This window comes from Fusobacterium ulcerans, from assembly GCF_003019675.1.
GTDB lineage: Bacteria > Fusobacteriota > Fusobacteriia > Fusobacteriales > Fusobacteriaceae > Fusobacterium_A > Fusobacterium_A ulcerans.
The window spans coordinates 567,924-594,206 of the sequence record NZ_CP028105.1 but is presented as its reverse complement, the minus strand read 5'-3'; the positions used below and the strand labels follow the sequence as shown (position 1 = coordinate 594,206).

General features: G+C 30.4%; 29 protein-coding genes. 21 read left to right on the top strand and 8 right to left on the bottom strand.

The features are described 5' to 3' along the window. Positions 1-40: 40 nt before the first annotated feature. The 4 genes from C4N20_RS02775 to C4N20_RS02760 form a co-directional block, all read right to left on the bottom strand. Entirely contained in the window at positions 41-598 is a 558-nt protein-coding gene (locus C4N20_RS02775; RefSeq protein ID WP_005981099.1) for a MarR family winged helix-turn-helix transcriptional regulator, read from the bottom strand. 163 nt (positions 599-761) lie between these two features. Further along, entirely contained in the window at positions 762-2,114 is a 1,353-nt protein-coding gene (citX, locus tag C4N20_RS02770) for a citrate lyase holo-[acyl-carrier protein] synthase (protein WP_005981101.1), read from the bottom strand. 5 nt (positions 2,115-2,119) lie between these two features. Continuing rightward, entirely contained in the window at positions 2,120-3,154 is a 1,035-nt protein-coding gene (gene citC / locus C4N20_RS02765) for a [citrate (pro-3S)-lyase] ligase (protein ID WP_005981103.1), read from the bottom strand. A gap of 32 nt (positions 3,155-3,186) precedes the next feature. Further along, positions 3,187-3,735, bottom strand: coding sequence for a hypothetical protein (locus C4N20_RS02760; protein ID WP_005981105.1), 549 nt, complete (start codon positions 3,733-3,735; stop codon positions 3,187-3,189). Positions 3,736-3,957: 222 nt separating this feature from the next. On the opposite strand from C4N20_RS02760, the gene accD reads away from it, so the two are divergent. From accD to nhaC, 21 genes are all read left to right on the top strand, one after another. Next, the gene (gene accD / locus C4N20_RS02755; RefSeq protein WP_005981108.1) at positions 3,958-4,857 is read left to right on the top strand and encodes an acetyl-CoA carboxylase, carboxyltransferase subunit beta; all 900 of its coding nucleotides are present in this window, start codon (positions 3,958-3,960) and stop codon (positions 4,855-4,857) included. A gap of 19 nt (positions 4,858-4,876) precedes the next feature. Further along, positions 4,877-5,833 (top strand): acetyl-CoA carboxylase carboxyltransferase subunit alpha, encoded by a 957-nt coding sequence (locus C4N20_RS02750; protein ID WP_005981110.1) that lies wholly within the window; start codon positions 4,877-4,879, stop codon positions 5,831-5,833. A 13-nt stretch (positions 5,834-5,846) separates the two neighbouring features. Continuing rightward, positions 5,847-6,815, top strand: coding sequence for a 6-phosphofructokinase (gene pfkA / locus C4N20_RS02745; protein WP_172453961.1), 969 nt, complete (start codon positions 5,847-5,849; stop codon positions 6,813-6,815). A gap of 76 nt (positions 6,816-6,891) precedes the next feature. Beyond that, positions 6,892-7,206: a DUF496 family protein gene (locus C4N20_RS02740; RefSeq protein ID WP_005981114.1), complete on the top strand. Its 315-nt coding sequence runs from the start codon at positions 6,892-6,894 to the stop codon at positions 7,204-7,206. A gap of 50 nt (positions 7,207-7,256) precedes the next feature. Next, positions 7,257-7,850 (top strand): recombination mediator RecR, encoded by a 594-nt coding sequence (gene recR / locus C4N20_RS02735; RefSeq protein WP_005981115.1) that lies wholly within the window; start codon positions 7,257-7,259, stop codon positions 7,848-7,850. Positions 7,851-7,861: 11 nt separating this feature from the next. Continuing rightward, positions 7,862-9,076: a [FeFe] hydrogenase H-cluster maturation GTPase HydF gene (hydF, locus tag C4N20_RS02730; protein ID WP_005981119.1), complete on the top strand. Its 1,215-nt coding sequence runs from the start codon at positions 7,862-7,864 to the stop codon at positions 9,074-9,076. A gap of 3 nt (positions 9,077-9,079) precedes the next feature. Then, complete coding sequence (locus C4N20_RS02725; RefSeq protein WP_005981121.1) at positions 9,080-9,415, top strand: winged helix-turn-helix transcriptional regulator; 336 nt, start codon at positions 9,080-9,082, stop codon at positions 9,413-9,415. 82 nt (positions 9,416-9,497) lie between these two features. Continuing rightward, positions 9,498-10,049 carry a YbhB/YbcL family Raf kinase inhibitor-like protein gene (locus tag C4N20_RS02720; protein ID WP_005981124.1) on the top strand — a complete coding sequence of 184 codons (552 nt, stop codon included), beginning with the start codon at positions 9,498-9,500 and terminating at the stop codon, positions 10,047-10,049. Between the two features lie 130 nt (positions 10,050-10,179). Next, positions 10,180-10,578, top strand: a complete 399-nt coding sequence (locus C4N20_RS02715; protein WP_005981126.1) for a GyrI-like domain-containing protein — start codon at positions 10,180-10,182, stop codon at positions 10,576-10,578. Positions 10,579-10,690: 112 nt separating this feature from the next. Further along, positions 10,691-11,131 (top strand): hypothetical protein, encoded by a 441-nt coding sequence (locus C4N20_RS02710; protein ID WP_005981129.1) that lies wholly within the window; start codon positions 10,691-10,693, stop codon positions 11,129-11,131. 321 nt (positions 11,132-11,452) lie between these two features. Then, positions 11,453-12,349 carry an ABC transporter substrate-binding protein gene (locus C4N20_RS02705; RefSeq protein ID WP_005981132.1) on the top strand — a complete coding sequence of 299 codons (897 nt, stop codon included), beginning with the start codon at positions 11,453-11,455 and terminating at the stop codon, positions 12,347-12,349. A 166-nt stretch (positions 12,350-12,515) separates the two neighbouring features. Further along, positions 12,516-13,436 (top strand): ABC transporter substrate-binding protein, encoded by a 921-nt coding sequence (locus C4N20_RS02700; RefSeq protein WP_005981134.1) that lies wholly within the window; start codon positions 12,516-12,518, stop codon positions 13,434-13,436. Positions 13,437-13,470: 34 nt separating this feature from the next. Then, on the top strand, positions 13,471-14,319 hold the full coding sequence (locus tag C4N20_RS02695) for an ABC transporter permease (RefSeq protein ID WP_005981136.1): 849 nt from the start codon (positions 13,471-13,473) through the stop codon (positions 14,317-14,319). Then, positions 14,312-15,103, top strand: a complete 792-nt coding sequence (locus tag C4N20_RS02690) for an ABC transporter ATP-binding protein (protein ID WP_005981138.1) — start codon at positions 14,312-14,314, stop codon at positions 15,101-15,103. Before C4N20_RS02695 ends, C4N20_RS02690 begins: the two co-directional genes overlap by 8 nt. 139 nt (positions 15,104-15,242) lie before the next feature. After that, positions 15,243-16,085, top strand: a complete 843-nt coding sequence (locus C4N20_RS02685; protein ID WP_005981140.1) for a WYL domain-containing protein — start codon at positions 15,243-15,245, stop codon at positions 16,083-16,085. Between the two features lie 227 nt (positions 16,086-16,312). Beyond that, positions 16,313-16,534 carry a FeoA family protein gene (locus tag C4N20_RS02680; RefSeq protein ID WP_005981142.1) on the top strand — a complete coding sequence of 74 codons (222 nt, stop codon included), beginning with the start codon at positions 16,313-16,315 and terminating at the stop codon, positions 16,532-16,534. A gap of 100 nt (positions 16,535-16,634) precedes the next feature. Continuing rightward, positions 16,635-16,865: a FeoA family protein gene (locus tag C4N20_RS02675; RefSeq protein WP_005981144.1), complete on the top strand. Its 231-nt coding sequence runs from the start codon at positions 16,635-16,637 to the stop codon at positions 16,863-16,865. Between the two features lie 7 nt (positions 16,866-16,872). After that, positions 16,873-19,068, top strand: a complete 2,196-nt coding sequence (gene feoB, locus C4N20_RS02670) for a ferrous iron transport protein B (RefSeq protein WP_005981146.1) — start codon at positions 16,873-16,875, stop codon at positions 19,066-19,068. 51 nt (positions 19,069-19,119) lie between these two features. Beyond that, entirely contained in the window at positions 19,120-19,281 is a 162-nt protein-coding gene (locus C4N20_RS02665) for a FeoB-associated Cys-rich membrane protein (RefSeq protein WP_005981147.1), read from the top strand. 175 nt (positions 19,282-19,456) lie between these two features. After that, on the top strand, positions 19,457-19,909 hold the full coding sequence (locus C4N20_RS02660) for a hypothetical protein (RefSeq protein WP_005981149.1): 453 nt from the start codon (positions 19,457-19,459) through the stop codon (positions 19,907-19,909). A gap of 92 nt (positions 19,910-20,001) precedes the next feature. After that, a complete protein-coding gene (gene nhaC / locus C4N20_RS02655; RefSeq protein ID WP_005981151.1) occupies positions 20,002-21,393 on the top strand; it encodes a Na+/H+ antiporter NhaC in 1,392 nt (463 codons plus the stop codon). Between the two features lie 24 nt (positions 21,394-21,417). Here the strand turns inward: nhaC and C4N20_RS02650 are convergent, their stop codons facing one another. The 4 genes from C4N20_RS02650 to C4N20_RS02635 form a co-directional block, all read right to left on the bottom strand. Further along, positions 21,418-22,455 (bottom strand): glycosyltransferase family 9 protein, encoded by a 1,038-nt coding sequence (locus C4N20_RS02650; protein WP_005981153.1) that lies wholly within the window; start codon positions 22,453-22,455, stop codon positions 21,418-21,420. A 203-nt stretch (positions 22,456-22,658) separates the two neighbouring features. Further along, a complete protein-coding gene (gene murI, locus C4N20_RS02645) occupies positions 22,659-23,450 on the bottom strand; it encodes a glutamate racemase (protein WP_005981156.1) in 792 nt (263 codons plus the stop codon). A 38-nt stretch (positions 23,451-23,488) separates the two neighbouring features. After that, positions 23,489-24,709, bottom strand: a complete 1,221-nt coding sequence (gene gltS, locus C4N20_RS02640) for a sodium/glutamate symporter (RefSeq protein ID WP_005981158.1) — start codon at positions 24,707-24,709, stop codon at positions 23,489-23,491. Between the two features lie 652 nt (positions 24,710-25,361). Continuing rightward, positions 25,362-26,240: a YegS/Rv2252/BmrU family lipid kinase gene (locus C4N20_RS02635; protein WP_005981160.1), complete on the bottom strand. Its 879-nt coding sequence runs from the start codon at positions 26,238-26,240 to the stop codon at positions 25,362-25,364. Positions 26,241-26,283 lie beyond the last annotated feature (43 nt).

The window sequence follows — 26,283 nt, the reverse complement described above, 5'->3', positions numbered from 1 at the left end:
ACAGGCCTGAAATTTTTTCAGGTCTGTTTTTGTATAAAAATTATTCTTTATTTTCTTTTTTTGTTTCACCTTTTAATAAAATAGAAGTATATTCTTCAAGAATATTATCAAAAGTAACAAGATCATCAACAGAAAATTTTTCTAAAAGTGATTTATTAGTTTTAACTATATCTATATTATCATATCTTTTGTGAGCAAGAGCAAAATCTTTTGCTTTATCATAAGGATAAAGATAAAAAAACTTAGCATCATCCTTAGAATTTACTCTGTAAATATATTCTTTTTTTAATAAACTCTTTATAGTTTGTGAGATAGCACTTCTTGTTTTTCTCCATTTTTTTGAAAGCTCAGTAACTGTAATACCTTCAAAATCAACTATATCAGTAAGTATATGAGCCTCTGTCATAGACAGCTCTTCACCAGTTCCATAATCTCTTTTTGCATTCATATAATTTGTATAAGCAATAACAAAATTATATAATATCTCTGATTTTTTATTTAGAGATTTGAATCTTTTATTTACTATTTCTTCACTTTCATCCATGCTGACCCATTTATCAACAATTTCTTCATAGTATAAGTCCTTATGATTTTCCAAATCTGAACCTCCAGACATTAATAATTTCTACATATATTATATCATAGCATTATATATATTCAATTTCTATTTAAAAGATAAACAATGTTTAAAATATTTATGCCTTTTAATAATATATTGTTTTTATTGTGTTTATATTTGAATATTTATATGAGAAAAATATTCAAAAGAAAAGATTTTTTAATTTATATAGAAAAATTGTAACAGCAAGAAGATCAGCACTTCCTCCTGGGCTTATTCTTTCTTTTATATAGGTCTTTTCAATATTTTCAGCAGTTTCTCTTCCTAGTTCACTATAGACTCCACCAGCAGCAAAGAATTCCTCTGCTTCTCTTTTTACTCTGCGGAGCATGTGGATATCATGCCTGTGAACAATAGTACTATCCATAACTTTTCCCATAAGGAAAATAAGTGTTTGAAGAGATGCAAGATTCATATCATTACTTTTTTCAATAGATTTTTCAAAAACATTAAGAGAACCATTAAAAATTATATCAAGACCTTCTCTTACTTCACCTCTTACTCCTGTGAAGCCATAATTTTTATATAATTTTTCTCCATGAGTGAGGTTAGTTTTGTCTTTAATATTTTCAAAATCTTTTAATATATCTTTGCACATATTTTTTATCATAGGCTGAATATCGTTAAAAGAAATTCCTTCATATAATGCTCGTGAAGCTGTAACTACAGCTATACCAAGAAGGAAGATCATTCCTTTGTGGGTATTAATATTTTCAGTAGCTTCAAACATAGTTTTTTCAGTTTCAATTCCTATTTTTCTTGTTCTTAAAAAAGCTTTTTCAAGGGTAAGGTAAGAATATGAAACTCTTGCCATTTTTTCAAATCCCTCTTTGATAGCGAATGAACTTTTTAAGAAAGTAAAGAAGTCCATGTCATCATGAGATCCTTGAGTAAGAGGAGAAACAAGACCAAAAGATGGAGAAGTAGCAGCTTCAAATATCATAGCTTCAACAGCAATATCTCCAAGTTTTTTTACTATTTTTTCTCTTTGGATAATATAATTATCATATTGTATATATTTTTCCATGAGGACATTTTTTATCTCTTGATGAGAATGTTTCATGGCTCTTCCGCATATGAAAGCCATTTCATCACAAATAAGACATTTTCTTTTTTCATATCCAAACTGGCTTCGAGAAAGACCATTTCCCTCTGTATCATAGACATCTATGTCTACACATCTTCCAAGAATATGGTTTTCTTCAAAATATACAGTAGTTTTTTTTATATTTTCAGCTTTTTCATCTATTACAAAAAGATATATTTTTCCTTCAAGATTTTCTAAAGTTTCACGATATACTATCTTTTCAGAGAAACATTCTTCCATCTCTCCAGCAGCTATATCAGCTATTCTTACAGCTAGAGCTTCAAGTTTATTTTCTCCTGGATAGTTAGTCCTCACAGCAATAAGAGGAAGAGAATATTTTTTAATAAGTGAATTTTGAAGTTCTACTCTCTCTTCTCGAAATTCTAAAAATTTATTTAAGTCAAACATTGGTATTAATGAGGAGAGTTACTGTTTTTCAGTTTCTCTTCTATCTCCTTTCCTTCTGGGCTGATTAAAAATTCGAAAGTTGTAGGAGGAACAAATTCTTTTAATTCCTCAATTTTACCCTCTTTTAGTTTTTCTCTGACAATAGAAGCGCTGATTGCTGTATGATGCAGTTCTTTTCTAGGAACAAGAACAACTTCCATTCCATATTCAGGAAGTATTTCCATTAAAGCATCATTATATTTTTTAGTTACAGGGCAATAAGGTTCTTCTCCTATATATCTTCTGTTTATGTTTAGTTTTTCTCCAAACTGTTTTCCAGCTATAGTAGCATCTAATTTTGTATATTCCATAAGAGAATCATCTTCTTTACGAAGAAAATAATTAGGGAAAGTAGCAGAAGAAATTATATACTCAGTTCCAGGAATTACTTTTACATTTCCAAGGTGAGCAGTTCCTTTTTTAACAAGGTTATATCTTGTTTTAAAAGGAAAAACAGATTTATCTTCCTGAACTACAAAAATGAGGACTTCTTCATTTTCTGAAGCAGCCTTTTCTATAAGAAATTGATGTCCATAAGTAAATGGATTGCAATTCATAACAAGCATAGCTTTTTGAGTTTCAGTTTTTACATCAAAATCTTTTTTTATTTTATTTATAGTTTTGTCAATACTGTTGATACCCATTTCCATAAGAATAACTTTATCAGTATGAGCTACTTCTTTGTAACCTATTCCAGAAAATATGTCCTGATTGCTTGTTTTTGTAAATACCATACTGTGAAGATATCCCTGATCAAACATTTTATTAGTTACATTTGTAAGAATAGAACCAGAAATTCCTTCACCTTGATGATTTTTATCAATGGCAAAACATTTTATAATATTTTTTCCTTTTGAAGCAGTAGCTATAATTTTATCATTTTCTCTGATGACAACAGTATAGTCGATATTTTCATCATATTTAAGATCAAAACCAGCTAAAAAATCCACAACTTCCTTTTTTTCAAAAGGATTGCTTAAATTGACTTTTTCTATATTCATTAGTATCGCACTCCTGATATTATTTTTATAAATTATTCCCCTTCAGATAATTTATCTTTTGTATTCAGAAGTCTTCCTGAGATGTCTTCTAAGAATGTCGAGAATACATTTTTTGATTGAACAGCTACATCATCTCTCTCTACAACAAAAAGAGAATAAACTTTTTTATTATTTTCCCATGCTCCCTTTTGAGAAGCGTTTTTAAGTATAAGTTCAGATGCATATTCAGTAAGATCAGGAAGCACTGGAGATGCCAGCCCTTTTGAATATGAATCCATGTTAAGCATAAAAGAATTGAAGTGAATAGCCACTTCTTTTTTTATTTTTCCTTTTAGTAGATCTTTAGCATTTTTATTAGCTTTTGCTTGGGCAATAATAGCACCGCTTGTTTCTACTTCTGCTGATCCAAGAGCAAATAATTCCTGTTCAGGATTTACTCTAGTTGCCATTTGTTCCTGTAATTCTAAAGGAACAGCATTGGATTTGCTAGGAAGTACACTAGATAATGCATTATCTAAGCTGCTGCAACCAGTTGCCAAAATAATAAGAAATAAAAACAGTGTAAAATTGATTTTTTTCATGAAAAACCTCCCGGAGAAAAAATAATTTTAATTTTTTCAAAAAATTATTTTTGTAATTTTTAATTCTAAAATTTCCCTCTATCATTCATTTTTAAGTCGTTAGAAGATTATATATTACTATATATTTTATAATATAAAGAAAGTAAAATCAAATATTTATTGAAATAATTCAAAAAATCTTATAAAATTAGTTATTAGAGAAAAGTGAACGAGGAGGAAGAAATGGGTTTTTTTTCTTTGAATAAAAAGAATTTTTCATTAAATAAAAGCAGAAAAAAATATGTAACTTTAACAGTAGAAAGTACAGAAGATCAAGTAGAACAGAAGGATACAAAGCATATAGATAACAAGTCAACAGGTTTGTGGGTAAAATGCCCTCATTGTCAGGAAATATTATATAAAGTTGACATAGAAGGAAATTTGAAAAAATGCAGTCATTGTGATTATTATTTTGAGATGACAGCAAGAGAAAGAATATCTCTATTAATAGATGAAGGAACTTTCAAAGAGGAAGATTCAGATCTTGAATCTGTAAATCCTCTTAATTTCCCAGGATATGAGGAAAAAAATAGAAAAGCCAGAAATGAATGTGATATGAGAGAAGGAGCTATATCTGGAACTGGGGATCTTTCTGGAATAAGAGTAAGTATTGCAGCTATGGATTTTAAATTCATGGGTGGAAGTATGGGTTCTGTAGTTGGAGAAAAAATTACAAGAGCTATGGAAAGAGGACTAAAAGAAAGAATTCCTGTAATTGTTGTTGCTACATCTGGTGGAGCAAGAATGCATGAAGGAATATTATCTTTAATGCAGATGGCAAAAACTTCTGCTGCTGCTGAAAAATTGAGAATGGCTGGAGTACCTTTTATAGCTGTTCCTGTAAACCCTACTACTGGGGGAGTAACAGCTTCTTTTGCTATGCTTGGAGATATAATAGTAAGTGAACCTAAAGCTATGATCGGATTTGCAGGAAAAAGAGTTATAGAACAAACTATCAAACAAAAACTTCCTGATGAGTTTCAAACAAGTGAATTTTTACAAAAAAGCGGAATGGTTGATGTAATAACTAAGAGGGAAGACATGAAAAATACATTACATACTATTCTAAGTAATTTAATATAAACTTAGGTAGGAGGGAAAAATGGAATTTGAATTTGAAAAAGAAATAATTGAAATTGAGAAAAAAATAGAGGAATTACAAAAATTTTCCGAAGAAAAAGGTATAGATTTATCTGGAGAGATAGAAAAATTTAAAACAGCTAGAAATGAAAAATTAAAGACAATATATAAAAATCTAAGTTCATGGGATAAGGTCTTTGTAGCAAGACATCCTGAAAGACCATATACATTAGATTATATTGAAAATATGACTACAGATTTTCTTGAACTTCATGGAGACAGATTATTTAAAGATGATCCTGCTATAGTTGGAGGATTCTGTAAAATTGATGGAAAAAAAGTACTGATAGTTGGACATCAAAAAGGAAGAACAACTGATGAAAAAATATACAGAAATTTTGGAATGGCTAATCCAGAAGGCTATAGAAAGGCGTTAAGACTTTTTAAAATGGCTGAAAGATTCTCGATTCCTATTCTTACGTTTATAGATACTCCAGGAGCATATCCAGGATTGGAAGCTGAAGAACATGGACAGGGAGAAGCCATTGCCAGAAATCTTATGGAGATGAGTGGACTTAAAGTTCCTGTTATTTCTGTAGTTATTGGAGAAGGTGGAAGTGGGGGAGCTCTTGGACTTGGAGTTTCTGACAAAATATTCATGCTAGAAAACTCTGTATACTCAGTTATTTCTCCAGAAGGATGTGCAGCAATATTATATAAAGATGCTTCAAGAGCTGAAGAAGCAGCAGAGAGTTTAAAAATATCTGCCCAAAGCTTATTCAAACTTGGAGTTATTGATGGTATCATAGAAGAACCTTTAGGAGGAGCTCACAGAGATCATAAATGTATAGCTCTTAACCTAAAAAATATCATTTTATCATCATTTTCTGAATTAGAAAAAATATCAGTGGAAGAACTAGTAGAAAATAGATATAATAAGTTTAGAAAGATGGGTTCTTTTATTGGGACTGAGATTTAAAGGAGATTGATAGATAATGAAAAAAATAGCAATATTGACAAGCGGTGGAGATTCTCCAGGAATGAATGCTGCTATCAGATCTGCGGCTAAAATAGCAATGAGCAAAGGGATAAAAGTATATGGGATTCAAAGAGGATATCTTGGAATGCTTAATGATGAAATTTTCCCTATGGATGATCGTTTTGTATCTGGAATAATAGACAGAGGAGGAACTCGTTTATTAACAGCAAGATGTCTTGAATTTAAAGACCCTAAATTTAGAGCTATTGCAGCACATAATCTTAAAAAAAGAGAAATTGAAGGAATAGTAGTAATTGGAGGAGACGGATCATACCGTGGAGCTGATGCACTTTCTAAAGAGCATGGAATAAAAGTAGTAGGAATACCAGGTACAATAGATAATGACATCAAAGGAACAGATTTTACTCTTGGGTTTGATACATGTCTTAATACTATTCTTGATGCTATATCAAAAATCAGAGATACAGCTACTTCTCATGAAAGAACTATTCTTATCGAGGTAATGGGAAGACATGCAGGAGACTTAGCTCTTCAAGCTTGTATAGCAGGTGGAGGAGATGGAGTACTTATTCCAGAAATGGATAATCCTATTGAACTGCTTGCATTGCAGATAAAAGAAAGAAGAAAACATGGAAAACTTCATGATATAGTTTTAGTTGCTGAAGGTGTAGGAAAAGTACAGGATATAGAAGAAGCTTTAAAAGAGAGAATAACTACAGAAGTAAGAAGCGTAGTTCTTGGACACGTTCAAAGAGGTGGAACACCATCAGGATTTGACAGAATGCTGGCTACAAGAATGGGAGCAAAGGCGATTGAAATTCTTGAAAATGATGAAGGTGGAGTAATGGTAGGACTTGAAAACAACAAGCTTGTTACTCATCCAATATCTTATGCATGGGATGGAGAAAGAAACTATTCTATAAATGACGACTATGAATTAGCTTTAACTTTAGCAAAATAATCAATGGTATTGAAATTTTTTTCATATTATTATACAATATAGAGGTAGAAAAACTCTAATCTTTAGGGAGGGAACTATGGACAGCGTATTAGAACTTGTAAGAAAAACTAGAAGAAAAAATAAAATCAAAAGAGAAATTGAAGACAATGACAGAAAAGTAAGAGATAACAGAAAAAGAGTAGAACTTCTTTTGAATCTTAAAGAGTACCTTAAACCTGATATGAGTTATGAAGAAATAATGGATATCGTAGAAAATATGCAGTCTGATTATGAAGATAGAGTAGATGACTATATCATAAGAAATGCAGAGTTAGGAAAAGAAAGAAGAGATATCAATAAAACTATAAAAGATTTGAAAAAATCTTTTAAAGAAGCTGTAACAAATAATTAATTTAAGGGAAAGCTGGATTACTCCAGCTTTTTTTGTAAGGAGAGGGATTTATGGCAACTAAAAGTTTGGAAAGATTAATTGATGAATTTAATAAACTTCCTGGAATAGGAAGGAAAAGTGCAACAAGATTAGCTTTCCATATCCTTGAAATGAGTGAGGAACAGGTAGAAAAATTTTCAGAAGCTATGAAAGAGGTTAAAAAGACTATTAAAAAATGTCCAGTATGTGGAGATTTTTGTGAAAATGATTTATGCAATATATGTGCAGATGAAACAAGAGATAAAGAGATAGTATGTGTTGTAGAAGACAGCAGAGATATAATATCTTTTGAAAAAACTGGAAAATATAATGGAACTTACCATGTATTAAATGGAAAAATAGCTCCATTAAATGGGATGACACCAGATAAGCTCAATATAAAATCTCTTTTGGAGAGAGTGGCAGCAACAGATATAAACGAAGTGATACTTGCACTTAATCCCGACTTGGAAGGAGAAACAACTTCCCTTTATCTCACAAAGCTTTTAAAACCTTTTGGAGTAAAAATAACTAAAATAGCAAGTGGAATTCCAATAGGAGGAAATATTGAATTTGCAGACACTGCAACTATTTCTAAAGCTTTAGATGGAAGACATGAAGTGTAGAGGAGGGAGAAATGGTAGAAACACCTAGAGGAAACAGAGTCCATATAGCAATATTTGGAAGAACCAATGCAGGTAAATCAAGTTTGATAAATTGTATAACCAATCAAAATATATCACTTGTATCTGATGTGAAAGGAACTACTACAGACCCTGTGTATAAGGCTATGGAGCTTTTGCCCATAGGACCTGTAGTCTTTATAGATACAGCTGGAATAGATGATATAAGTGCCATTGGCGCCCTCAGAATTGAAAAGACCACAGAAGTTTTAGATAAGATGGATATATCTATTTTGGTAATATCAGCAGAAACTATTTTAGAAGATGAAATTTTGTCTTTTGAACAAGAGTGGATAAAAAAAATAAAAGACAAAAAGAAACCTTTTATAGCTGTATTAAATAAAATAGACATAGTTAAAGATAAAGAAGATTTTAAAGAGAAGGCATCAAAAGCAGAAAAAAAATTAGGAATAGATTTCATTCAGCTTAGTACTGAAAATTCTTTTAATGTAGATATATTAAAAAAAGAGATAGTGGAAAAATCTCCTAAATTTATTGAGGGGGAAATCCTCATTGGAGATAAAATAAAAGCAGGAGATAAAATTCTTCTGGTAGCTCCACAGGATATACAGGCTCCTAAGGGAAGGCTGATACTTCCACAGGTACAGGTATTGAGAGATATACTTGATTTTGGTGGAATTCCTGTGATGACTACATTGAATCAGCTAGAAGAAGCTTTGAAGATATTTAATGGAAAGCCGGATTTAGTAATAACAGACTCACAGGTATTTAAAACAGTCAATGAAAAATTAGACAGAAGTGTTCCTTTGACATCATTTTCTATAATAATGGCAAGATCAAAGGGGGATTTAAAAACTCTCTATGCAGGTGCAAAAAAAATAAATGATTTAAAATCAGGAGATAAAGTTCTGATTGCTGAAGCTTGTACACATCACCAGCTGAAAGGTGATATAGCAAGAGAGAAAATACCTATGCTTCTCAAGAAAAAAATACCAGGAATAATTATAGAAAATTGCTCAGGAAAAGATTTTCCAAAAGATTTAGAGAGTTATTCTTTAGTTATACACTGTGGATCATGTATGCTCAATCGAGCAGAAACTATGAGCAGAATAGAAAGATGTTCAGAGATAACTAATTTTGGGCTTATTATAGCAGAGCTCACAGGAATATTAGATAGAGTAGTAGAAATATTTGAAGTAAAGGAGTAAGGAGTGGCTAAAAAAGTGATAACATGTCCTCTTGAACTTACACAGGAGATACTAAAGAAAAAATGGGTTTCAATGATACTTTGGAGATTGAGATTAGGGGCAATGAGGATAAGAGATTTTAAAAAAGATATAAAGGGATGTAATGAGAAAATGCTCATAGATCATCTTAATGAGCTTTTGAAAACAGGATTAATAACAAAGATTGAGCATGAAGATACATACCCAAAACATAGTGAATATCTATTGACTGAAATGGGGAGAGAGCTTCTTCCTATACTTGAAAAAATGCAGAGCTTTGGAGCTAAATATCTGCTTGATAAAAATTCTGACGAAGAATAATACTAACAAAAAAGTGAGTTATTTACATTAAATTGATATACATTTATAATCTAATCAAGAAGATTAAATGAGGAGGTTATAAATGAAAAAATTTATATTAATTTTGATGGTTTTATTGGGGGTGAATTCTATGGCAATGACACTTGAAAGCAAAGGGATAAAAAATGGTAATATTTCTGTAGAATATGGACAACATGGAGAGAAATTTATAGATGGAATGCCAGCTCTTTCAATTCCTTTGAAATGGAAAGACGTGCCAAAAGGAACAAAATCTTTTGTACTTGTAATGGAAGACTATGATGCAGTACCTGTTTCGGGATTTTCATGGATACACTGGGTAGCTTTAATTCCAGGAGATTATACAGAATTAAAAGAAAATGCCAGCAGAGATGATAAGAAAATATTGCAGGGAATAAACAGCTGGGTATCATCAATGGGTGGATTAGATAGAGAAAAAGCTTCATTCTATGGAGGACCTGCACCACCAGATAAAGAGCATACATACATTTTCAGATTATATGCTTTAGATAAAGAGATAAAAATTGATGGAACATTCTATCTAAATGAAGTGTACAGAGAAATGAAAGGTCATGTTCTTGGAAGTGCTGAATTAGAAGGAAATTATAATAATTAAAAAGTTGAAAAATAGTGAAGGCAGTTATTTGGCTGCTTTCTTTTTTTGCCTTTTTTTAAAAAATATATTAAAATATATAAAAGGAAAAATATTTCAGCTATTGAAATTACATTAAAAGGAGAGTTATCTTATGGAAAAAGTGTGTGTAGTATCAGAAAAAAGATTGAATAATTTTAAAGATCCGGATATTACCAGCAAAATACAAAAATTATGGCATGAAACAAGTATGAAGCTCCCTGAAAAGGACCTGAATAAATATGCTGTCTATTCTGAATATGAAAGTGATTATAAAGGTGATTACACACTTTTCATAGGAGCTGACAATATAAATTCTCATAAAGAAATAATAATTGAAGAAGAAAATTATCAGATTTTTTCTGTAGAGGGTTCATCTTCTGATGGAATTGTAAAAACGTGGCAGAAAATATGGGAGATGGAAGAAAAAGGACTTTTAAACAGAGCTTATACAGTTGATTATGAGAAATATTATCCAGATGGTAAGGTAGAAATTTTTATTGCCCTAAAATAATATCTTTTCATTCTTAAAAAAATGTGGTAGAATAAATTGACCAAGTGGTCAGTTGTGTGTTTGCATATAATTTTTTATTTCATACATGGTTGGAAATACTGGAGGGATATATATGAAAAAATTAATAATAATAGGAATGTTAGCAGTATCAGCTATAGCTAATGCGAGCTGGTGGGGAAGTATGAGTGGTGGAACAAGAGCAGCTATCATAGGAGGTTCAGCACTTATATTAAATAACAGTTATCAAAATAGTGAGATAAAACACCAGAGAGATTTGGATCAGTTGGATACAAATATAAGAAGAGATTATGAAAGACAGGCAGTTGCTCAGAATGCTCGTTATAAATATGGAAATTCAGGAGTACCTGCAAGATTAAACACAGTTACAGCTAATAATTATAGTGGTGGATATAATAATAATTATAATGGAAATTATAATAATAGATACAACAATCAGCAAGCTCCACAAAGAAGTGGGAAAGTAGTTTATTCAGATGGAAGAACTCAAATAATAGAATTGTCTGATGGAACAAGAATAACTATTAACCAATAAAAATAAATTTGACATTCTAAAAAAAATGGTGTATTCTCTTTTATAAGAAAAAAAAATAAAAAATGGAGGTGAACAAAAATGATGAATAGATTTACTTGGTGGTGGCAAAACAGACTTCACAAATTTAATACCAGACAGGTGGATCAGGTTTTGTCATAGATGTTCATTTTAAAATATAGATACTTTTATTTATTTTAGTATGTATTTAAACCTGTTCCAAGTGAACAGGTTTTTTATTTTATATAAAAAATATTTGTTTAGTAAGCCTTGTCTGATTTTGACAGGGCTTTTTATTTTTAATACATTTCAGGGAGGAAAAAAATGAAAAAATTATTTATTTTACTTTTAGTTATTTTATGTACAGCATGTGGAACAGAAAAGCAGAAAAAGATAGAGATAGGAATTACTCAAATAGTGGAGCATTCTTCATTGGATGATGTGAGAAGAGGAGTGATAGATGCTCTTAAAGAAAAAGGTTATGATGAAAATAAAGTAAATATTGATTATAAAAATGCACAGGGAGATTTTGGAACAGCACAGGTAATAGCTCAGGAATTTAATAATAAGAGTGATATAATAATTGCTATATCTACACCAAGTGCTCAGGCAGCTGCAAATAATATAAAAGATAAACCTATATTTTTCTCAGCTATAACTAATCCAGAAAGTGCTGGGATACTTAGAAAAAATGTAACAGGGGTAAGTGATAAGTCACCAGTTAAAAAACAGGTACAGCTTATAAAAAAACTTTTACCAGAAGCTAAAAATATAGGAATTGTATATAATACAAGCGAACAAAATTCTTTTTATCTGACAGATGCATTTACTAAGGCAGCAGAAGAGGAAGGGTATACAGTAAAAATAAAAGGAATAAATAATATAAGTGAAATGGCTTCAGCTTTAGATACACTTTTACCAACAATAGATGTTCTTTATACTTCAATAGACAATACAATTGCTTCTACATATCCTCTTATTGTGGAAAAATGCAATAAAGCTAATAAACCAATAATAGGAGCAACAAAAAGTTTTGCAGATCAGGGAGCTTTGGCAGTAGATGGAATATCTGATTATCAAGTTGGATATCAGACAGGAGAAATGGCAGCTAGATATCTGTCTGGAGAGAAGATAGAGAACATTCCTTATGAGGTTGTGGAGAAGTCAGAAATGTATATAAATAAAGATGTTGCAGAAAAATTTGGCATAAAGGGAGAATAGTACGAACAGATTTTAGAAAATAATATTTTCAAATCCTTATAAAATAAGGGTTTTAGAAATACAATGTGGAACAAATAAGTATTTTAATTGTTATCTATAAGAATAACGGTTTTAGTGGTATTATAACCCTATGAAATAAAAGTTAGTTCACAGGGGGAATGCAAAGATGAAAAAGATAATTATGTTATTAATGGGACTTTCAATGGTAGCTTTTGGAAAGGAACCAGCAAAAATAAAAGTAGGAATTACTCAAATAATGGAACATCAGGCTTTGGACTCAGCTAGAGAAGGATTTATCAAAGCACTTAAAGATGGCGGTTATGGTGATGCAAAAATAGATTATCAAAATGCACAGGGAGATTTTGGAACAGCTCAAATGATAGCAAATTCATTTGTTCAAGATAAAAAAGATATTATTCTGGCAATATCTACACCAAGTGCTCAGGCGGCATATAATGCAACTAAAAAAATTCCTATCCTTATAACAGCAGTAACAGATGCTGAAAGTGCAGGATTAGTTGGAGACAATATCACAGGAACAAGTGATGCAGCTCCAATATACAAGCAGCTTGAAATAATAACAAAGCTTTTACCAAATGCTAAAAAAGTAGGAATTATCTATAATACAAGTGAACAAAATTCACAAGTACAAGTAGCACAGGCAAAAGTAGAAGCAGCAAAATTAGGACTGGAAATAGTAGAAACAGGAATTACAACAATAAATGATATGGCTATTGGACTAGATTCACTTCTTCCAAAGGTAGATGTTCTTTATACACCAACAGATAACTTAGTAGTTGCATCAACTCCTCTTTTGTTGGAAAAAGCTAATAAAGCAGGAAAACCAGTTATAGGAAGTGTTGAAGATCAGGTTATGCAGGGAGCTTTAGTTACTGAAACAATAAATTATGAAAAATTGGGATATCAAACTGGAGAAGTTGCTGTACAGGTTTTAAAAGGAACTGCACCAAATACTATACCAATAGAAACTTTAAAAGATACTCAATTAATAATAAATAAAAAGGCAGCAGAAAAATATAATGTAGATCTTTCATCAAAAGCTTTAGAAGGAGCTAAACAATATTAATGCTTCATTGATGAAGGAAGAAAAGGAGATAGAGATGTTATTAGGAACATTAGAACAAAGTTTTATTTTTGCAGTAATGGTATTGGGAGTTTATATATCATACAAGATACTGGATTTTCCAGATATGACAGTGGATGGGAGCTTTCCTTTAGGAGCAGCAGTAGCAGCAGCTTCTATAGTAAAGGGGGTAAATCCTGTACTGGCACTTATTCTGGCTATGGTAGCAGGAGCAGCAGCAGGATTTATTACAGGAATGATCCATGTAAAGCTGAGAGTTACAAATCTTCTGGCTGGTATCATTGTTATGACGGGTCTTTACAGCATAAATTTAAGAATAATGGGAAAATCTAATATACCTCTATTTTCAGTAAAACATCTATTTAATGGAAATGTTTCAGCTATTGTTGTGGTAGCTGTTATCCTTCTTATTGTAAAATTAGGAATGGACTTTCTTCTTAAAACAAAATTTGGTTTTGCACTTAAAGCACTTGGAGATAATGAAAGCCTTATAATTTCATTGGGATTAAATGAAAAAACATTGAAGATATATGGACTTATGCTTGCAAATAGTCTTGTAGCTCTTTCAGGAGCAGTACTTGCACAGTACCAAGGATTTGCTGATGTAGGAATGGGAACAGGAACTATTATCACAGGTCTGGCATCTATAATAATTGGAGATGCGTTGTTTGGAAAGAAAAAAGTAATAAAAATATCAATGATGGTAATATTTGGAACTATAATCTATAGAACTATAATAGCACTGTCTTTAAAAGTAGGAATGAATGCAAGTGACTTAAAACTTATAACTTCAGCGCTTGTAGTAATAATAATCTTCTTGAAAGAGAAAAAACATTTGTTAAAAGGAGGGATTGTAAATGCTTAACATAAATAATGTGAAGAAGAGTTTCCAGACTGAGCTTGGAAGTATAAAAAGAGTATTTAAAGGTTTGGAACTTCATGTTGAAAAAGGAGATTTTATCTCTATCATAGGAAGTAATGGAGCAGGAAAATCTACTCTTTTGGATACTATAACTGGAAATATTGTTCCTGACAGCGGGACAATAGATATAGATGGAAAAGATATAACAAACCTTCCAAGATATAAAAGAGGAAGCTTCATTTCTAAAGTATATCAAAATCCAGCAATGGGAACAGCTCCATCTATGACAGTATTTGAAAATCTTTCAATGGCAGATAACAAAGGAAAAAGATTTGGGTTCACATTGGGATTAAATAAAAAGAGAAAAGAATACTATAGATCATTATTGAAAGAACTTGATTTAGGAATAGAAGACCAAATGGATACTGAAGTTGGATCGTTATCAGGGGGACAAAGACAATGCCTTGCTTTGATAATGGCAACATTAAATAAACCGCAAGTTCTTCTTTTAGATGAGCACACAGCAGCTCTTGATCCTAAGACATCTAAAATAATAATGGATAAAACAAAAGAGATAGTGGAGAAAAATAATATATCTACTCTTATGATAACTCATAATCTGCAAGATGCGATAAATTATGGAAATAGACTTATTATGCTTCATGAGGGAGAGATATTGATAGATGTAAGAGGGGATGAAAAGAAAAATCTTACTTCTGAAAAGCTATTGAGAATATTCAATAAAAAAGAGGCTGGATTAAAAGACAGTGAACTTTTTTCAGCATAAACTAAAAAATATAAAATAGGAGATTGGTTATTAACTCAATCTCCTATTTTGAATTGTAGAAATTAATTTTATCTGGTTTTCATATTTCTGCCTTTGTGGTATAATATCTAAAGATATTCTAAAAAAGGAGCAAAGGAAGATGAAGAAAATCAGGGTGACAGTACCAGAAGATATCTGGCGTCTTATGAAAAATGACATTGAAGAATTTGGAATAAACAATAATAAACTTTGCAACTATATCCTTGAAAGATTTAAATATAATAGAAAAATGGATGTTGAAAAACTTTTAGAAACACAGGGAAGACCACTTAAAAAAATAATTCAGTTTGACTTGAATGTTTCTAACAGAGAAATATATTATGATGTATTAAAAGCCAATGAAGTAGATATAGAGGCTGAATATTTTAGAGATCTTTTTGAGTTATATACTTCTAAATTCAAATATCAAAGAGAGATATTTATATTTGAAGACAGAGTTAAAATGATATTGGAAGGTATAAAGGAAAAAAAGAAAATAAAAATAAAATATCTGAAAAGAGTATTCAATGTAGAGCCTTATTTTATAAAGAGAGAGGAAAGAGGAGACGAAAACTTTCTTTTTTGTTATGATGAAGAGAAAAAGAATTATGCTAACTTTAAATTAAAGGAATTAGAAATAATTTCTATACTGGATGAAAAAATAAAAGGTAAGGATAAAAAATATATAGAAAATGTTCGTAAGAATTTTGATCCATTTCTAGGAAATGGAAATATAGTAAAAGTGAGATTGACAGAAGAGGGAGACAGCCTTTTAAAAAGTTTTACTAACTATCGTCCCAAGCTTATAAAAAAAGAGGGGGATATATATTTTTTTGAAGTGGCAAATGAAAATGCCAAACTGTATTTCAGGCAGTTTTCAAAGGAAGCAGAGATATTAGAGCCCAAAAGTTTGAGAGAAGAAATAAAGAATGAGTATTTAGAAGTTTTGGAATTATACAAATAAAAAAATTTTGATAATTTAGATAATATTAAAAAAATACTAAATTTTCTATATAGATCAGCTTGAGAATTATAAGTTTTGTTCTTAATCTGATCTTTTTTAATTAAAATAGTTTATTAAAAACATATTTTAATAATCAAACCTTTTCTATTGACAAATTTTTCTTTTTTGGTATAATATATTATATAAAATGTGGATAGAAGGATTTTGTTTCATTGGGAGGGGTAGTTATGTTACCATTAGCTTTTGCTGAACCTAATAAAGAATTAATCATAAAAGATATAAAAGGAGCAGGATGCTGTAAAGGAAGACTGCTTGAAAAAGGTTTCTGTATAGGAAATAAGATCTGTGTTTTAAGAGATGGCAGTGATTCTATTGTTGTGAAAATTAATAATTGTAAATATGCTCTTAACTTTGGACTGGCTAATAAAATATTGGTGGAAAATAAATAGAAATATAAGCATGCAGCCTATATAGGCTGCTATTCTTTAGAAAAAATACTTTGATATACAAAAGATTTCTATTTTTAATTATTATATATGGAGGCAGATTATGAAATTATGTGATTTAAAAAATGGAGAGAAAGCAAAGATTGTAAAAATCGGAAAAATTGGAGAACTAAAAAAAAGATTAGTAGATATGGGGATAACAGCAGGTGAAATAATAAAATTAGAAAGAAATGCTCCATTAGGTGATCCGCAAGAATACATAATAAAGTCTACAGGTATAGCTATAAGAAAAGAAGATGCTAAAAATATAGAAGTTGAAAAGATAGAGGGGTAGATAGAAGATGATAAAGCTAGCTTTTACAGGAAATCCGAACGTAGGAAAATCGGCACTTATCAATGCAATAGCAGGGTCAAAACTTAAAGTAGGAAACTGGCCTGGAGTAACAGTAGAAAAGAAAGAAGCAATATTTAACTACAAGGGAGAAGAGATAAAACTTGTTGACCTTCCAGGAGTTTATAGTTTAAGTCCATATACTCTGGAAGAAAAAATAACTAGAGATTTTATTCTTGATGAAGATCCAGATGTAGTTATTAATGTAATTGATTCTACTAACTTAGAAAGAAATCTTTATTTAACTTATCTTTTGAAAGAATTAGAAAAACCAACTATTATGGCTTTGAACTTCTATGATGAGTTTACTAAGTTGAACTATAAATTGAACATGGAAGAGTTTCAGCAATTGATAGAATTAAAAGCTATTTCAGTTTCAGCTCTGAAAGGAACTGGGATTGAAGAATTATTGGATTCAATAATAGAATTAGCAGCTAAAAAAGAGAAAATAAAAAAATATTCACTTCCATTTGATGATACAATAACAGGAATAATAAGAGATATAGAAAAGAAAATTAATTCAGATGAAAAATTTAAAAATATACTTAAAGAATATCCAAGTGAATATCTTTCTATAAAGCTTATGGAGAGAGACAGTCACTTAATTGATAAACTTAAAAATAAATATGGTGTCGATTTAAAAGGTGCCTTTGAAGAAGAAATAGCTAAAATGGAAGAAAAATATGACAATGACAGTGAAACTATTTTAGCAGAAGGAAGATATGGAGCAGTAAACGGGATTCTTGCTCGTACTTTCACTACTTCTATAAAATCAAGACTTGATTTTACTGATAAGGTAGATAAAATACTATTAAATAAAGTTTTTGGACTTCCATTATTCTTATTGATAATGGCAGGAGTAATGGGATTTGTGTTTAATGGTAGTGCTCCATTTATAGATTGGGTAGATGGATTTATCAATGGATATATAGGAAAATATGTAAGAGTTCTGGTAGAAGGAACTCCAGACTGGTTAAATTCACTGATAGTAGATGGAATAATAGGAGGAGTAGGAGGAGTTTTAGTATTCGTTCCTGTTATGGTATTCCTTTATTTCTTCCTTGCAATACTGGAAGAAAGTGGATATATGTCAAGAGTAGCTTTCTTAATGGATAAAATAATGAGAAAACTTGGATTGAATGGTAAAGCTTTTGTACCTATGGTAGTAGGATTTGGATGTTCTGTACCAGCTATTTATGCAACAAGAACATTGGAAGATGAAAGCTCAAGAAAAATGACAGCAGCAATGGCGCCGTTTATGTCATGTGGAGCTAGACTTCCAGTATATGGGCTGTTTACAGCAGCTTTCTTTGGAGCTAAAGCAGGAATAATAGTTATGTCTTTATATGTTTTAGGAATAGTTGTAGCTATTCTTGTAGGGCTTGCTCTTAAAAATGTAAAAGGATTTAAAACAGATAATAAAGCTTTATTAATAGAGCTTCCTCCATATAGAGTTCCAAGTTTAAAAGTTATTTTGAATTCAACTTGGATGAGAGTATCTGAATATTTAAAAAGAGCAACAACTATAATTATGGGAATTTTGATAATTCTTTGGACACTTACTTATTTCCCTGGAAAAGGAGATGCAAGTGTATCATATATAGCTAAGTTTGGACATGCATTTGCTCCAATAATGAGACCTACTGGATTTGGAGACAGATGGGAAACTGTTGCAGCTATCCCCCCAAGTATCGCAGCTAAGGAAATAGTAGTTGGATTTATGGCTCAGGTACTTCCATTAGAGGATGCTGGTGAAGGTGATGAGGAAGAAGAGGCAACAACATTTGCAGAAGATACTATTGAGCAGGTAAAAGGTTTAGGAATAGCAGTGAAAGATTCAGTAGTAGGTATGCTTAGTTTTGATTTAGAAGGACTTTTCGTAACTCCTGATGAAGAAGAAATAGAAGAAGAAGGAAGAGGAATTGTACAGGCTACAGCAAACTTATGGCCAAATGATAATTTAGCTCCATTAAGAGCATATTCATTTATGGCATTTATACTTCTTGTAGTACCATGTGTAGCAACTCTGGCAGCAATTAAACAAGAGTTTGGATGGAAATATTTAGGTTTTGTAGTATCAATAATGCTTGTAGTACCATATGTTGTTTCAGTATTGATATTCCAAATAGGAAGCTTGTTCTTCTAATTTAGTTCTTTTGGGAAAGGTTTATTTTCTGAAAAAAGGAGATGAAAATAAATGAAAACAGTGATATTGATAGCAATAGTAGCAGTTATAGCTTTTTATTCTCTTAGAAGTGTATATAGAATGTTCAAAGGAGAAGAGAGCAGTTGTGGATGTGGTGGAGGATGCAAGGGCTGTGGCGGAAAATGCAGTGACCATGCTCATGATCATAAATAAATTATAAATACAGGCAGACTTGAGTAAAATCTTTTATTCAGGTCTGTTTTTTTTATTTCATTTTTTAAAGTGAAATAAAGATAATTAATAAAAGGAAAAGAATATTTTTACTTGAAAAATCATGTGAGAATGCTATAATAACTCATTGTATAAATAACAATAAAGGAGAATTGATATGGACAACTTAACATTTGGAGCAGTAGGAGCTGTTATTGTTATAGGGCTGCTAATACTTTTTAAATTTTCTGGGAAAAAAGAAAGAGAAGAGAACAAAGATGAAATAAGGATCTACTACAGGTATGCTGGGGATATAGAATGGATCAAATATGAAATAGAACGATATAGATTTGGTTCATTAAAATATTTATTTAGTTGTAAAAATAAAGAAGAGTCAGATTTTCAAATTATAATAACTAATACAGAAACTGAAATAAGTGCAGATTTTTATGCAACAGAATTTAATTATTCTAAAAAATATTCTTTAGAGTATATTGTTAAAGATTTGAAATTAACTGATGAAAAATATGATGAACTTATGGATAATCTAAAGGATACTTATATAGAAGATAATCATGATGGAAAAGCAATTGAAAAAATCAAGAAAAATACAGAGGAAGAGGCAAAATAAATAATTTGATAATTATGTTGACTTTTACCTCAACATAAAGTATATTAAATTTGCAAATAAATCAATATTAAGAGGGAGATGATAGGAGAGAAATGAAAAAGAAACAGGTATCACTTTATTATGCACTGCTGCCAGTAATATTTTTGGTAGTAACACTTTATTACGCTGTTCAAGTAGCTAAACTTGATGTGCATATTCCAATTTTTATTTCAGCAATTTTTGCAGCATTAATAGCAAAAATATCTGGATGTGCAACTTGGAATGAATTGGAAGATGGTGTGGTAGACACTATAAAGATGTCTATGAGAGCTATACTGATTTTAATAATAATAGGAATGGTAATAGGAAGCTGGATACTATCAGGAGTAGTTCCAACAATGATATATTATGGATTGAAAATAATAGAGCCTTCAGTATTTTTGCCAGTAACTGTAATAATATGTTCTATAGTATCTATATCTACTGGGAGCTCTTGGAGTACTGCTTCTACAGTGGGAATAGCATTAGTAGGTATAGGAGAAGGATTGGGGCTTCCCAGACCTATAATAGCAGGGGCTATTATCTCAGGAGCATATTTTGGAGATAAACTTTCACCTATGTCAGATACAACAACTTTGGCACCAGCAATGGCGGGATCTAATTTATTTGATCATATAAAACATATGCTGTACACAACAGTACCATCATATATTTTGACTTTGATTGGATTTGTAGTGGTTGGATTGAGGAAGACATCTGGTGGGGAAGTGGATACAGCTCAGATAAATGAGATTTTAAATGCTCTTACAGGTTCGTTTAAAATAAATCCTTTCCTTCTGCTGATACCAGTATTTGTTATTGGAATGGTTATAATGAAAGTGCCAGCAATTCCTGGACTCTTTGTTGGATCATTAATAGGAGCTGCTACAGCAATAGTTGTGCAGGATTCTAGCTTGAAGGAAGCACTTTACTCACTTCATTATGGATATGTAGGCCATACTGGAATGCCCATGGTAGATGAGCTTCTTACAAGGGGAGGACTGGATTCAATGATGTGGACAGTTTCCCTGATACTTTGTGCTATGACATTTGGTGGAATAATGGAAAAATCTGGAATGCTTGGAAGGATTGCACAAGAGATTCTTAAATTTGCCAATACAAATGGAAAATTAATTCTTTCAACTATACTTACACCTATATTTGTTAATCTGGTAGCTGGAGATCAGTATCTTTCAATAGTTATACCTGGAAGAATGTTTAAAGAAAGTTATGAGGAGAGAGGATTGGCTGCAAAAAACCTTTCCAGAGCTTTAGAGGACTCTGGAACAATGACATCTCCTCTTGTCCCTTGGAATACATGTGGGGCCTTCATGATGGGAGCCTTAGGAGTAGGACCATGGGTATATGTACCATACTGTTTCTTTAATCTTATCTCTCCTGTTTTATCTATAATATATGGATTTACAGGATTTACAATTGAGAAAATAAAAAAAGAAGATAAATAGATAAAAAACCTGAGTATAAAATAATTACTCAGGTTTTTTTACAAACTTATTGTATATTTCTTTTATTTTAGTAATAACATATTCAGGAATTATAAGAGCATATTTTTCCTCTCTGGAAAGAGAAGAAGTATATGAAGGCATATCTTTTGATTCTACCCCCTGATGTCTTTCACAGGCATTAGAAAGCCATTCTTTTTTAGAAGCACTTGGACTGAAAATAGCAAAACTTGGAATATCCAAACTTTGTGCTATATGTCTGGGTCCTCCTTCATTTCCAAAAAACAGATCACAATTAGCTAAAAGCATTGCAAGCTCTCTAATAGAATTAGTTTTTATATTTGAAAAAATATTGATATTGTTATTTAATTTTTTATGAATATTTTTAACAAATTCTTTTTCGCTGGAGCAATAATAGAATATAATCTGAGCATTCAAATCTTTTATTAACTGCTCAATAATAACTTTCATTTTTTCTGTATCATAAACTTTTTCAGGCCTTCTGGAATTTATGGCACATGCAAATACAGGACGTGAAAAATCTATTCCAGCTTCAACCATTCTTTCTCTCATTAACTTTTTTTCTTTGTCTGTTACAGAAATAATATATTGATTGTCATATATCAAGTTATATTCTTTTTTTAATGGATCCAATAATTTTAAAAACTTATCAACTTTATCCTTTGCATATTCAGGCTCTTCTACTTTATCTGTATAAATAAAGCCTCTGTATTTTTTTGCTCTTCCTATTCTGTATTTACTATCCATAGAAAAAAGAGAAAAAATTTCACTTTTAGGAGTAGACATAATATCAATAATAATATCATATTTTTTTCTTGTGACTTTCCATACTTTTAAAATATATTTTAATGGATTTTTTTGCTCCTCCTTAGTTATAGAAATTACATTATCAATATATTTATGATTCTGAAAAAGTGGAGAGATATGTTCATATAAAACATAATCAATCTCAGCATTAGGAAAAGATTTCTTTAATGTATTACAAAGAACAGAAGATAAAACAGCATCTCCTATTTGTTTGAATCGAATTATTAGTATTTTCATAGAAGCACCTCATAGAATAAAAATGTTATTTAATATGATAATAACAAACTAAGATTAAAATTTGGTAAGTATTTAGATTAAAATAATTAAAAAAAATCTCAATATTAATATTAGAAAAATATTGAAAAATCCTTTTATGTGTTATATCCAAATAAAAAAGAGTGGTCTAAGACCACTCTAGCTTAGTAATTTCTATTCAATTTTTATTTTTCAATTCTATAAAGAGTTTTTATTTCAAAGCCTAAAAACTGTTCTGCTACTTTTCTAAACTTATCTTTATCTCCACTAACAAAGAAATCAATTTTTCCTTTAGTATCAGAATCAGATAAAAGGTTAGAATTTTTTAGTGTGTTGTATAAAGCAACTGAAGTTTCTCTTGCTGGATCAACAATGTTTCCACAGAAGTTTCTTGCAATATCTTCTCTTGCTATAGGATAATGTGTACATCCTAAAACAACTGTATCTACATTTCTAGGAAATTTAGAAATATGATTTTTAATAATAGTTTCTCTGTCTTCAAAAGTTTCCCAACCTGCTTCTATCATAGGACATAATTCTGGACATCCTTCTTGATATACTTTAGCAGTTTTTGAATACTTAGCTATTTCATCAGCATAAGCATTTGATGCAGCTGTAAATGGAGTAGATAAAACACCAATACATTTATTTGTACTTGCTTCAACAGCTGACTTAGCCCCAGGTGAGATAACTCCAATAACAGGAACTGTATATTTTTCCTTTATTAATTCTAATGAAGCAGCAGTTGCAGTATTACAAGCAATAACAACAGCTTTGCAGTTGTTCATCATGAAAAAATCCATAATATCTAGACAAAATCCTTGAATCTCTTTGATTGTCTTTTCACCATAAGGTGCGTTACCATTATCACCATAATATATAATATTTTCATTAGGTAATAATTCAATAATTCTTTTTAATACTGTTGTTCCTCCAACTCCAGAGTCAAAAACTCCGATGTTATAGTTTTTTTTCATGATTCAAGCCCCCCTGAAATAAAAATTTACATTAATATTTATTGAAACATGTTTATAAAGAAAGTTATTACAGCAGCATTTGTAAAGTCAATAAATAGTGCTCCTACAAGAGGTACGATGAAGAAAGCCTTTGTAGAGAAACCATTTACAGAAGTAAAAGATTCCATGTTAGCAATAGCTGTTGGAGTAGCTCCCATACCAAAACCACAGTGTCCTGTAACCATTACAGCAGCGTCATATTTAGTTGCTATAAATGGAAGTCTCATAACATTGTAAGTTACAAAATAAGTATATAGTATAACAAAGATTGTTTGTACAGCTAAGATAATGATCATAGGAACAGCTAGTTCTACTAGTTCCCATAGTTTCATTGTCATTAATGCCATTGATAAAAATACAGATAGAGATATGCTTCCAACAATATCAATCTCTTTCATAGGAAGAGGTTTTTTAATTGAGTCAGCAATATTTCTTAATACCGCAGCAACAAGCATTGGTCCGATATACGCAGGAAGAGCTAGTCCACCTTTGATTAACCAACCAGTATGTGCTTTAACAAATGGAGGTATAGATGCCCCTATTCCCATTGCAACAGCTATAATAATAACAGCATTTAATATTTTTTCTTCTGTTACTTCAACTTTTTCAGCTTTTAAATCAGGATCTTGAGCTTTATTATCTTCACCTTTTAAGTTATGTTTAATCATAAGTCTTCTAGCAACTGGACCACCAATTAAACATCCCATAACAAGTCCATATGTAGCAGCAGCAAATCCTGCTGTTCTAGCTCCAACTACTCCTAATTCTTCTATTGTAGCTCCAAAAGCTCCCGCAGTACCATGTCCTCCTGTAAGAGGTACAGATCCTACTATAAGACCAAATAATGGATTCATTCCTAAAACTTTAGATAATGTAACTCCAATTGCATCTTGGCAGATTACCAATCCTGTAGCAACAACTAAGAATATAGCAACTCCAACTCCCCCTTGAGCCAACAGCTTGAAACTTGCCATGAACCCAACAGTAGTAAAGAATGCAATCATCAAGAAATTTTGAAGTGTTAAATCAAAATCAAATTGAAAAGCATTAGTTTGACGTCCTATAAAAACGAAAATAGAAAAAATCAATCCACTAACAACTGGTGCAGGTATAAAGAATTTTTGTAAAAATTCACTTTTATTCTTTATCCATCTTCCCAAGAAAAGTAAGACTGCAGCTATGGCCAGCGTTTCAGCCATGTTAAATTTGTACTCAAACATTTTTGAACCTCCTAAAAATATTTTTGTCATGATACCCTATATTATTAATAGTACCTTATATTTTCAAATAGTCAATAGTTCATATAATATACTCCAGTAATGTTTAAAATATATAAAAAGAATAGAATAGAATTGATTATATTTTTTTTAATAGGTAAAAAATAAAAAATATAGTTTTTTTTAAATATATAGTTTTCTAAAAAAGAACGATTAATATAAAAAACAAAACACACATACTAAAATAGAAATGATTTTATTAGAAAAGAGAATGAAAATAATAATAATAATTTATAAAATATATAATTTATATTCAGAAAAAATAAAAAAAAACATAAATTAAAAAAACAGAAATTTTTTTTCAAAATTTTCTGTTTTTCTAAAATATTGAATACTTTTGTCCAATATATAATACATTCTTCCTTTAAAATGGGCTAAAAATATTTTTTATGAAAATATTACAAATAAAAAATGGAATTGACATTTTTTTAAATTAAATATACAATAAAATTTGTTTGCTTTAAGGTGTATAAAAACAAAGTTTAAATATATAATTTAAATTTTGGTATTCATATAAAAAAGAAAACTTTTAAAGTGATTAAAATGTGTTGAAAAAATGTTTGAAAAATTTTAGAAATTTGAATCAATTTCAAATCTAATAAATTATTTTTATACCACTTTTTATACAAGAAATATTTAATGGAAAACTTGGTCCAGGTTCACCATCTATATCTGTAACAATAGACTTATCTTCACAAGATACTTTGAGATCAGATGTTCTAAAGTGAATAAAACTTCCAGGGATCTCAAGATGTTCACTCTTAAAAAATTGAAATAGGGAAGTAAGAGTTTTTGTAAGAGTATCTCCTTTTACAATTATTATATCTAAAAGTCCATCATCTATTTCACTTTTGTAAGCAATATTGATATTTCCTGCGGTTCTTCCATTAAAAGCAAAAAATATAAGGGCACTTCCATCATAGTTGAATTCAGATGATTCTACAGAAATATTCATTTTTTTAAATGTAGGAAGTTCCATAATACCATTAAAATAATATGCTAATTTTCCAATAGTATTTTTTAAATGAGTAGGAGTTTTTTGAGAAATATCAGTAAAAAGCCCATAACTAAATACATTAATAAAATATTTACCATTGGCAAATCCTAAATCGACATCTTTTGGAGTTCCTTTTAGTATTTTTTTACATGAATCTTCAATATTAGAAGACATTCCAATATGTTTAGCAAAATCATTTGCTGTTCCAACAGGAAGAATAGCAAGCGGCAGATCAATATTTTTGTTCTTTATAATATTTACAACTTGATTGATAGTACCATCACCACCAGCAGCTAAAATATGATCATAACTTTCATCTAAGGTTGTAAAGGCATTTTCCAATGGAGTTTCCATACTTATTCTAAAGGGGACTATTTCCATAGATTGTTGTTGATAAAGGTGAATAATAGTATCAAGATGTTTCAGAATTTCATTTTCACCTGAAAAGGGGTTATAAATAAATTTAACTTTTTTCATAGTAGAACTCCTTTTTTAACTTTTAATGTTTATTATATAATTT

Bases quoted from the DNA above. Each gene is read 5' to 3' on its own strand.
- citX (WP_005981101.1), bottom strand. From the start codon at position 2,114: ATGTTTGACTTAAATAAATTTTTAGAATTTCGAGAAGAGAGAGTAGAA.
- citC (WP_005981103.1), bottom strand. From the start codon at position 3,154: ATGAATATAGAAAAAGTCAATTTAAGCAATCCTTTTGAAAAAAAGGAA.
- C4N20_RS02760 (WP_005981105.1), bottom strand. From the start codon at position 3,735: ATGAAAAAAATCAATTTTACACTGTTTTTATTTCTTATTATTTTGGCA.
- accD (WP_005981108.1), top strand. From the start codon at position 3,958: ATGGGTTTTTTTTCTTTGAATAAAAAGAATTTTTCATTAAATAAAAGC.
- C4N20_RS02750 (WP_005981110.1), top strand. From the start codon at position 4,877: ATGGAATTTGAATTTGAAAAAGAAATAATTGAAATTGAGAAAAAAATA.
- C4N20_RS02740 (WP_005981114.1), top strand. From the start codon at position 6,892: ATGGACAGCGTATTAGAACTTGTAAGAAAAACTAGAAGAAAAAATAAA.
- recR (WP_005981115.1), top strand. From the start codon at position 7,257: ATGGCAACTAAAAGTTTGGAAAGATTAATTGATGAATTTAATAAACTT.
- hydF (WP_005981119.1), top strand. From the start codon at position 7,862: ATGGTAGAAACACCTAGAGGAAACAGAGTCCATATAGCAATATTTGGA.
- C4N20_RS02720 (WP_005981124.1), top strand. From the start codon at position 9,498: ATGAAAAAATTTATATTAATTTTGATGGTTTTATTGGGGGTGAATTCT.
- C4N20_RS02715 (WP_005981126.1), top strand. From the start codon at position 10,180: ATGGAAAAAGTGTGTGTAGTATCAGAAAAAAGATTGAATAATTTTAAA.
- C4N20_RS02710 (WP_005981129.1), top strand. From the start codon at position 10,691: ATGAAAAAATTAATAATAATAGGAATGTTAGCAGTATCAGCTATAGCT.
- C4N20_RS02705 (WP_005981132.1), top strand. From the start codon at position 11,453: ATGAAAAAATTATTTATTTTACTTTTAGTTATTTTATGTACAGCATGT.
- C4N20_RS02700 (WP_005981134.1), top strand. From the start codon at position 12,516: ATGAAAAAGATAATTATGTTATTAATGGGACTTTCAATGGTAGCTTTT.
- C4N20_RS02695 (WP_005981136.1), top strand. From the start codon at position 13,471: ATGTTATTAGGAACATTAGAACAAAGTTTTATTTTTGCAGTAATGGTA.
- C4N20_RS02690 (WP_005981138.1), top strand. From the start codon at position 14,312: ATGCTTAACATAAATAATGTGAAGAAGAGTTTCCAGACTGAGCTTGGA.
- C4N20_RS02685 (WP_005981140.1), top strand. From the start codon at position 15,243: ATGAAGAAAATCAGGGTGACAGTACCAGAAGATATCTGGCGTCTTATG.
- C4N20_RS02680 (WP_005981142.1), top strand. From the start codon at position 16,313: ATGTTACCATTAGCTTTTGCTGAACCTAATAAAGAATTAATCATAAAA.
- C4N20_RS02675 (WP_005981144.1), top strand. From the start codon at position 16,635: ATGAAATTATGTGATTTAAAAAATGGAGAGAAAGCAAAGATTGTAAAA.
- feoB (WP_005981146.1), top strand. From the start codon at position 16,873: ATGATAAAGCTAGCTTTTACAGGAAATCCGAACGTAGGAAAATCGGCA.
- C4N20_RS02665 (WP_005981147.1), top strand. From the start codon at position 19,120: ATGAAAACAGTGATATTGATAGCAATAGTAGCAGTTATAGCTTTTTAT.
- C4N20_RS02660 (WP_005981149.1), top strand. From the start codon at position 19,457: ATGGACAACTTAACATTTGGAGCAGTAGGAGCTGTTATTGTTATAGGG.
- nhaC (WP_005981151.1), top strand. From the start codon at position 20,002: ATGAAAAAGAAACAGGTATCACTTTATTATGCACTGCTGCCAGTAATA.
- C4N20_RS02650 (WP_005981153.1), bottom strand. From the start codon at position 22,455: ATGAAAATACTAATAATTCGATTCAAACAAATAGGAGATGCTGTTTTA.
- murI (WP_005981156.1), bottom strand. From the start codon at position 23,450: ATGAAAAAAAACTATAACATCGGAGTTTTTGACTCTGGAGTTGGAGGA.
- gltS (WP_005981158.1), bottom strand. From the start codon at position 24,709: ATGTTTGAGTACAAATTTAACATGGCTGAAACGCTGGCCATAGCTGCA.
- C4N20_RS02635 (WP_005981160.1), bottom strand. From the start codon at position 26,240: ATGAAAAAAGTTAAATTTATTTATAACCCCTTTTCAGGTGAAAATGAA.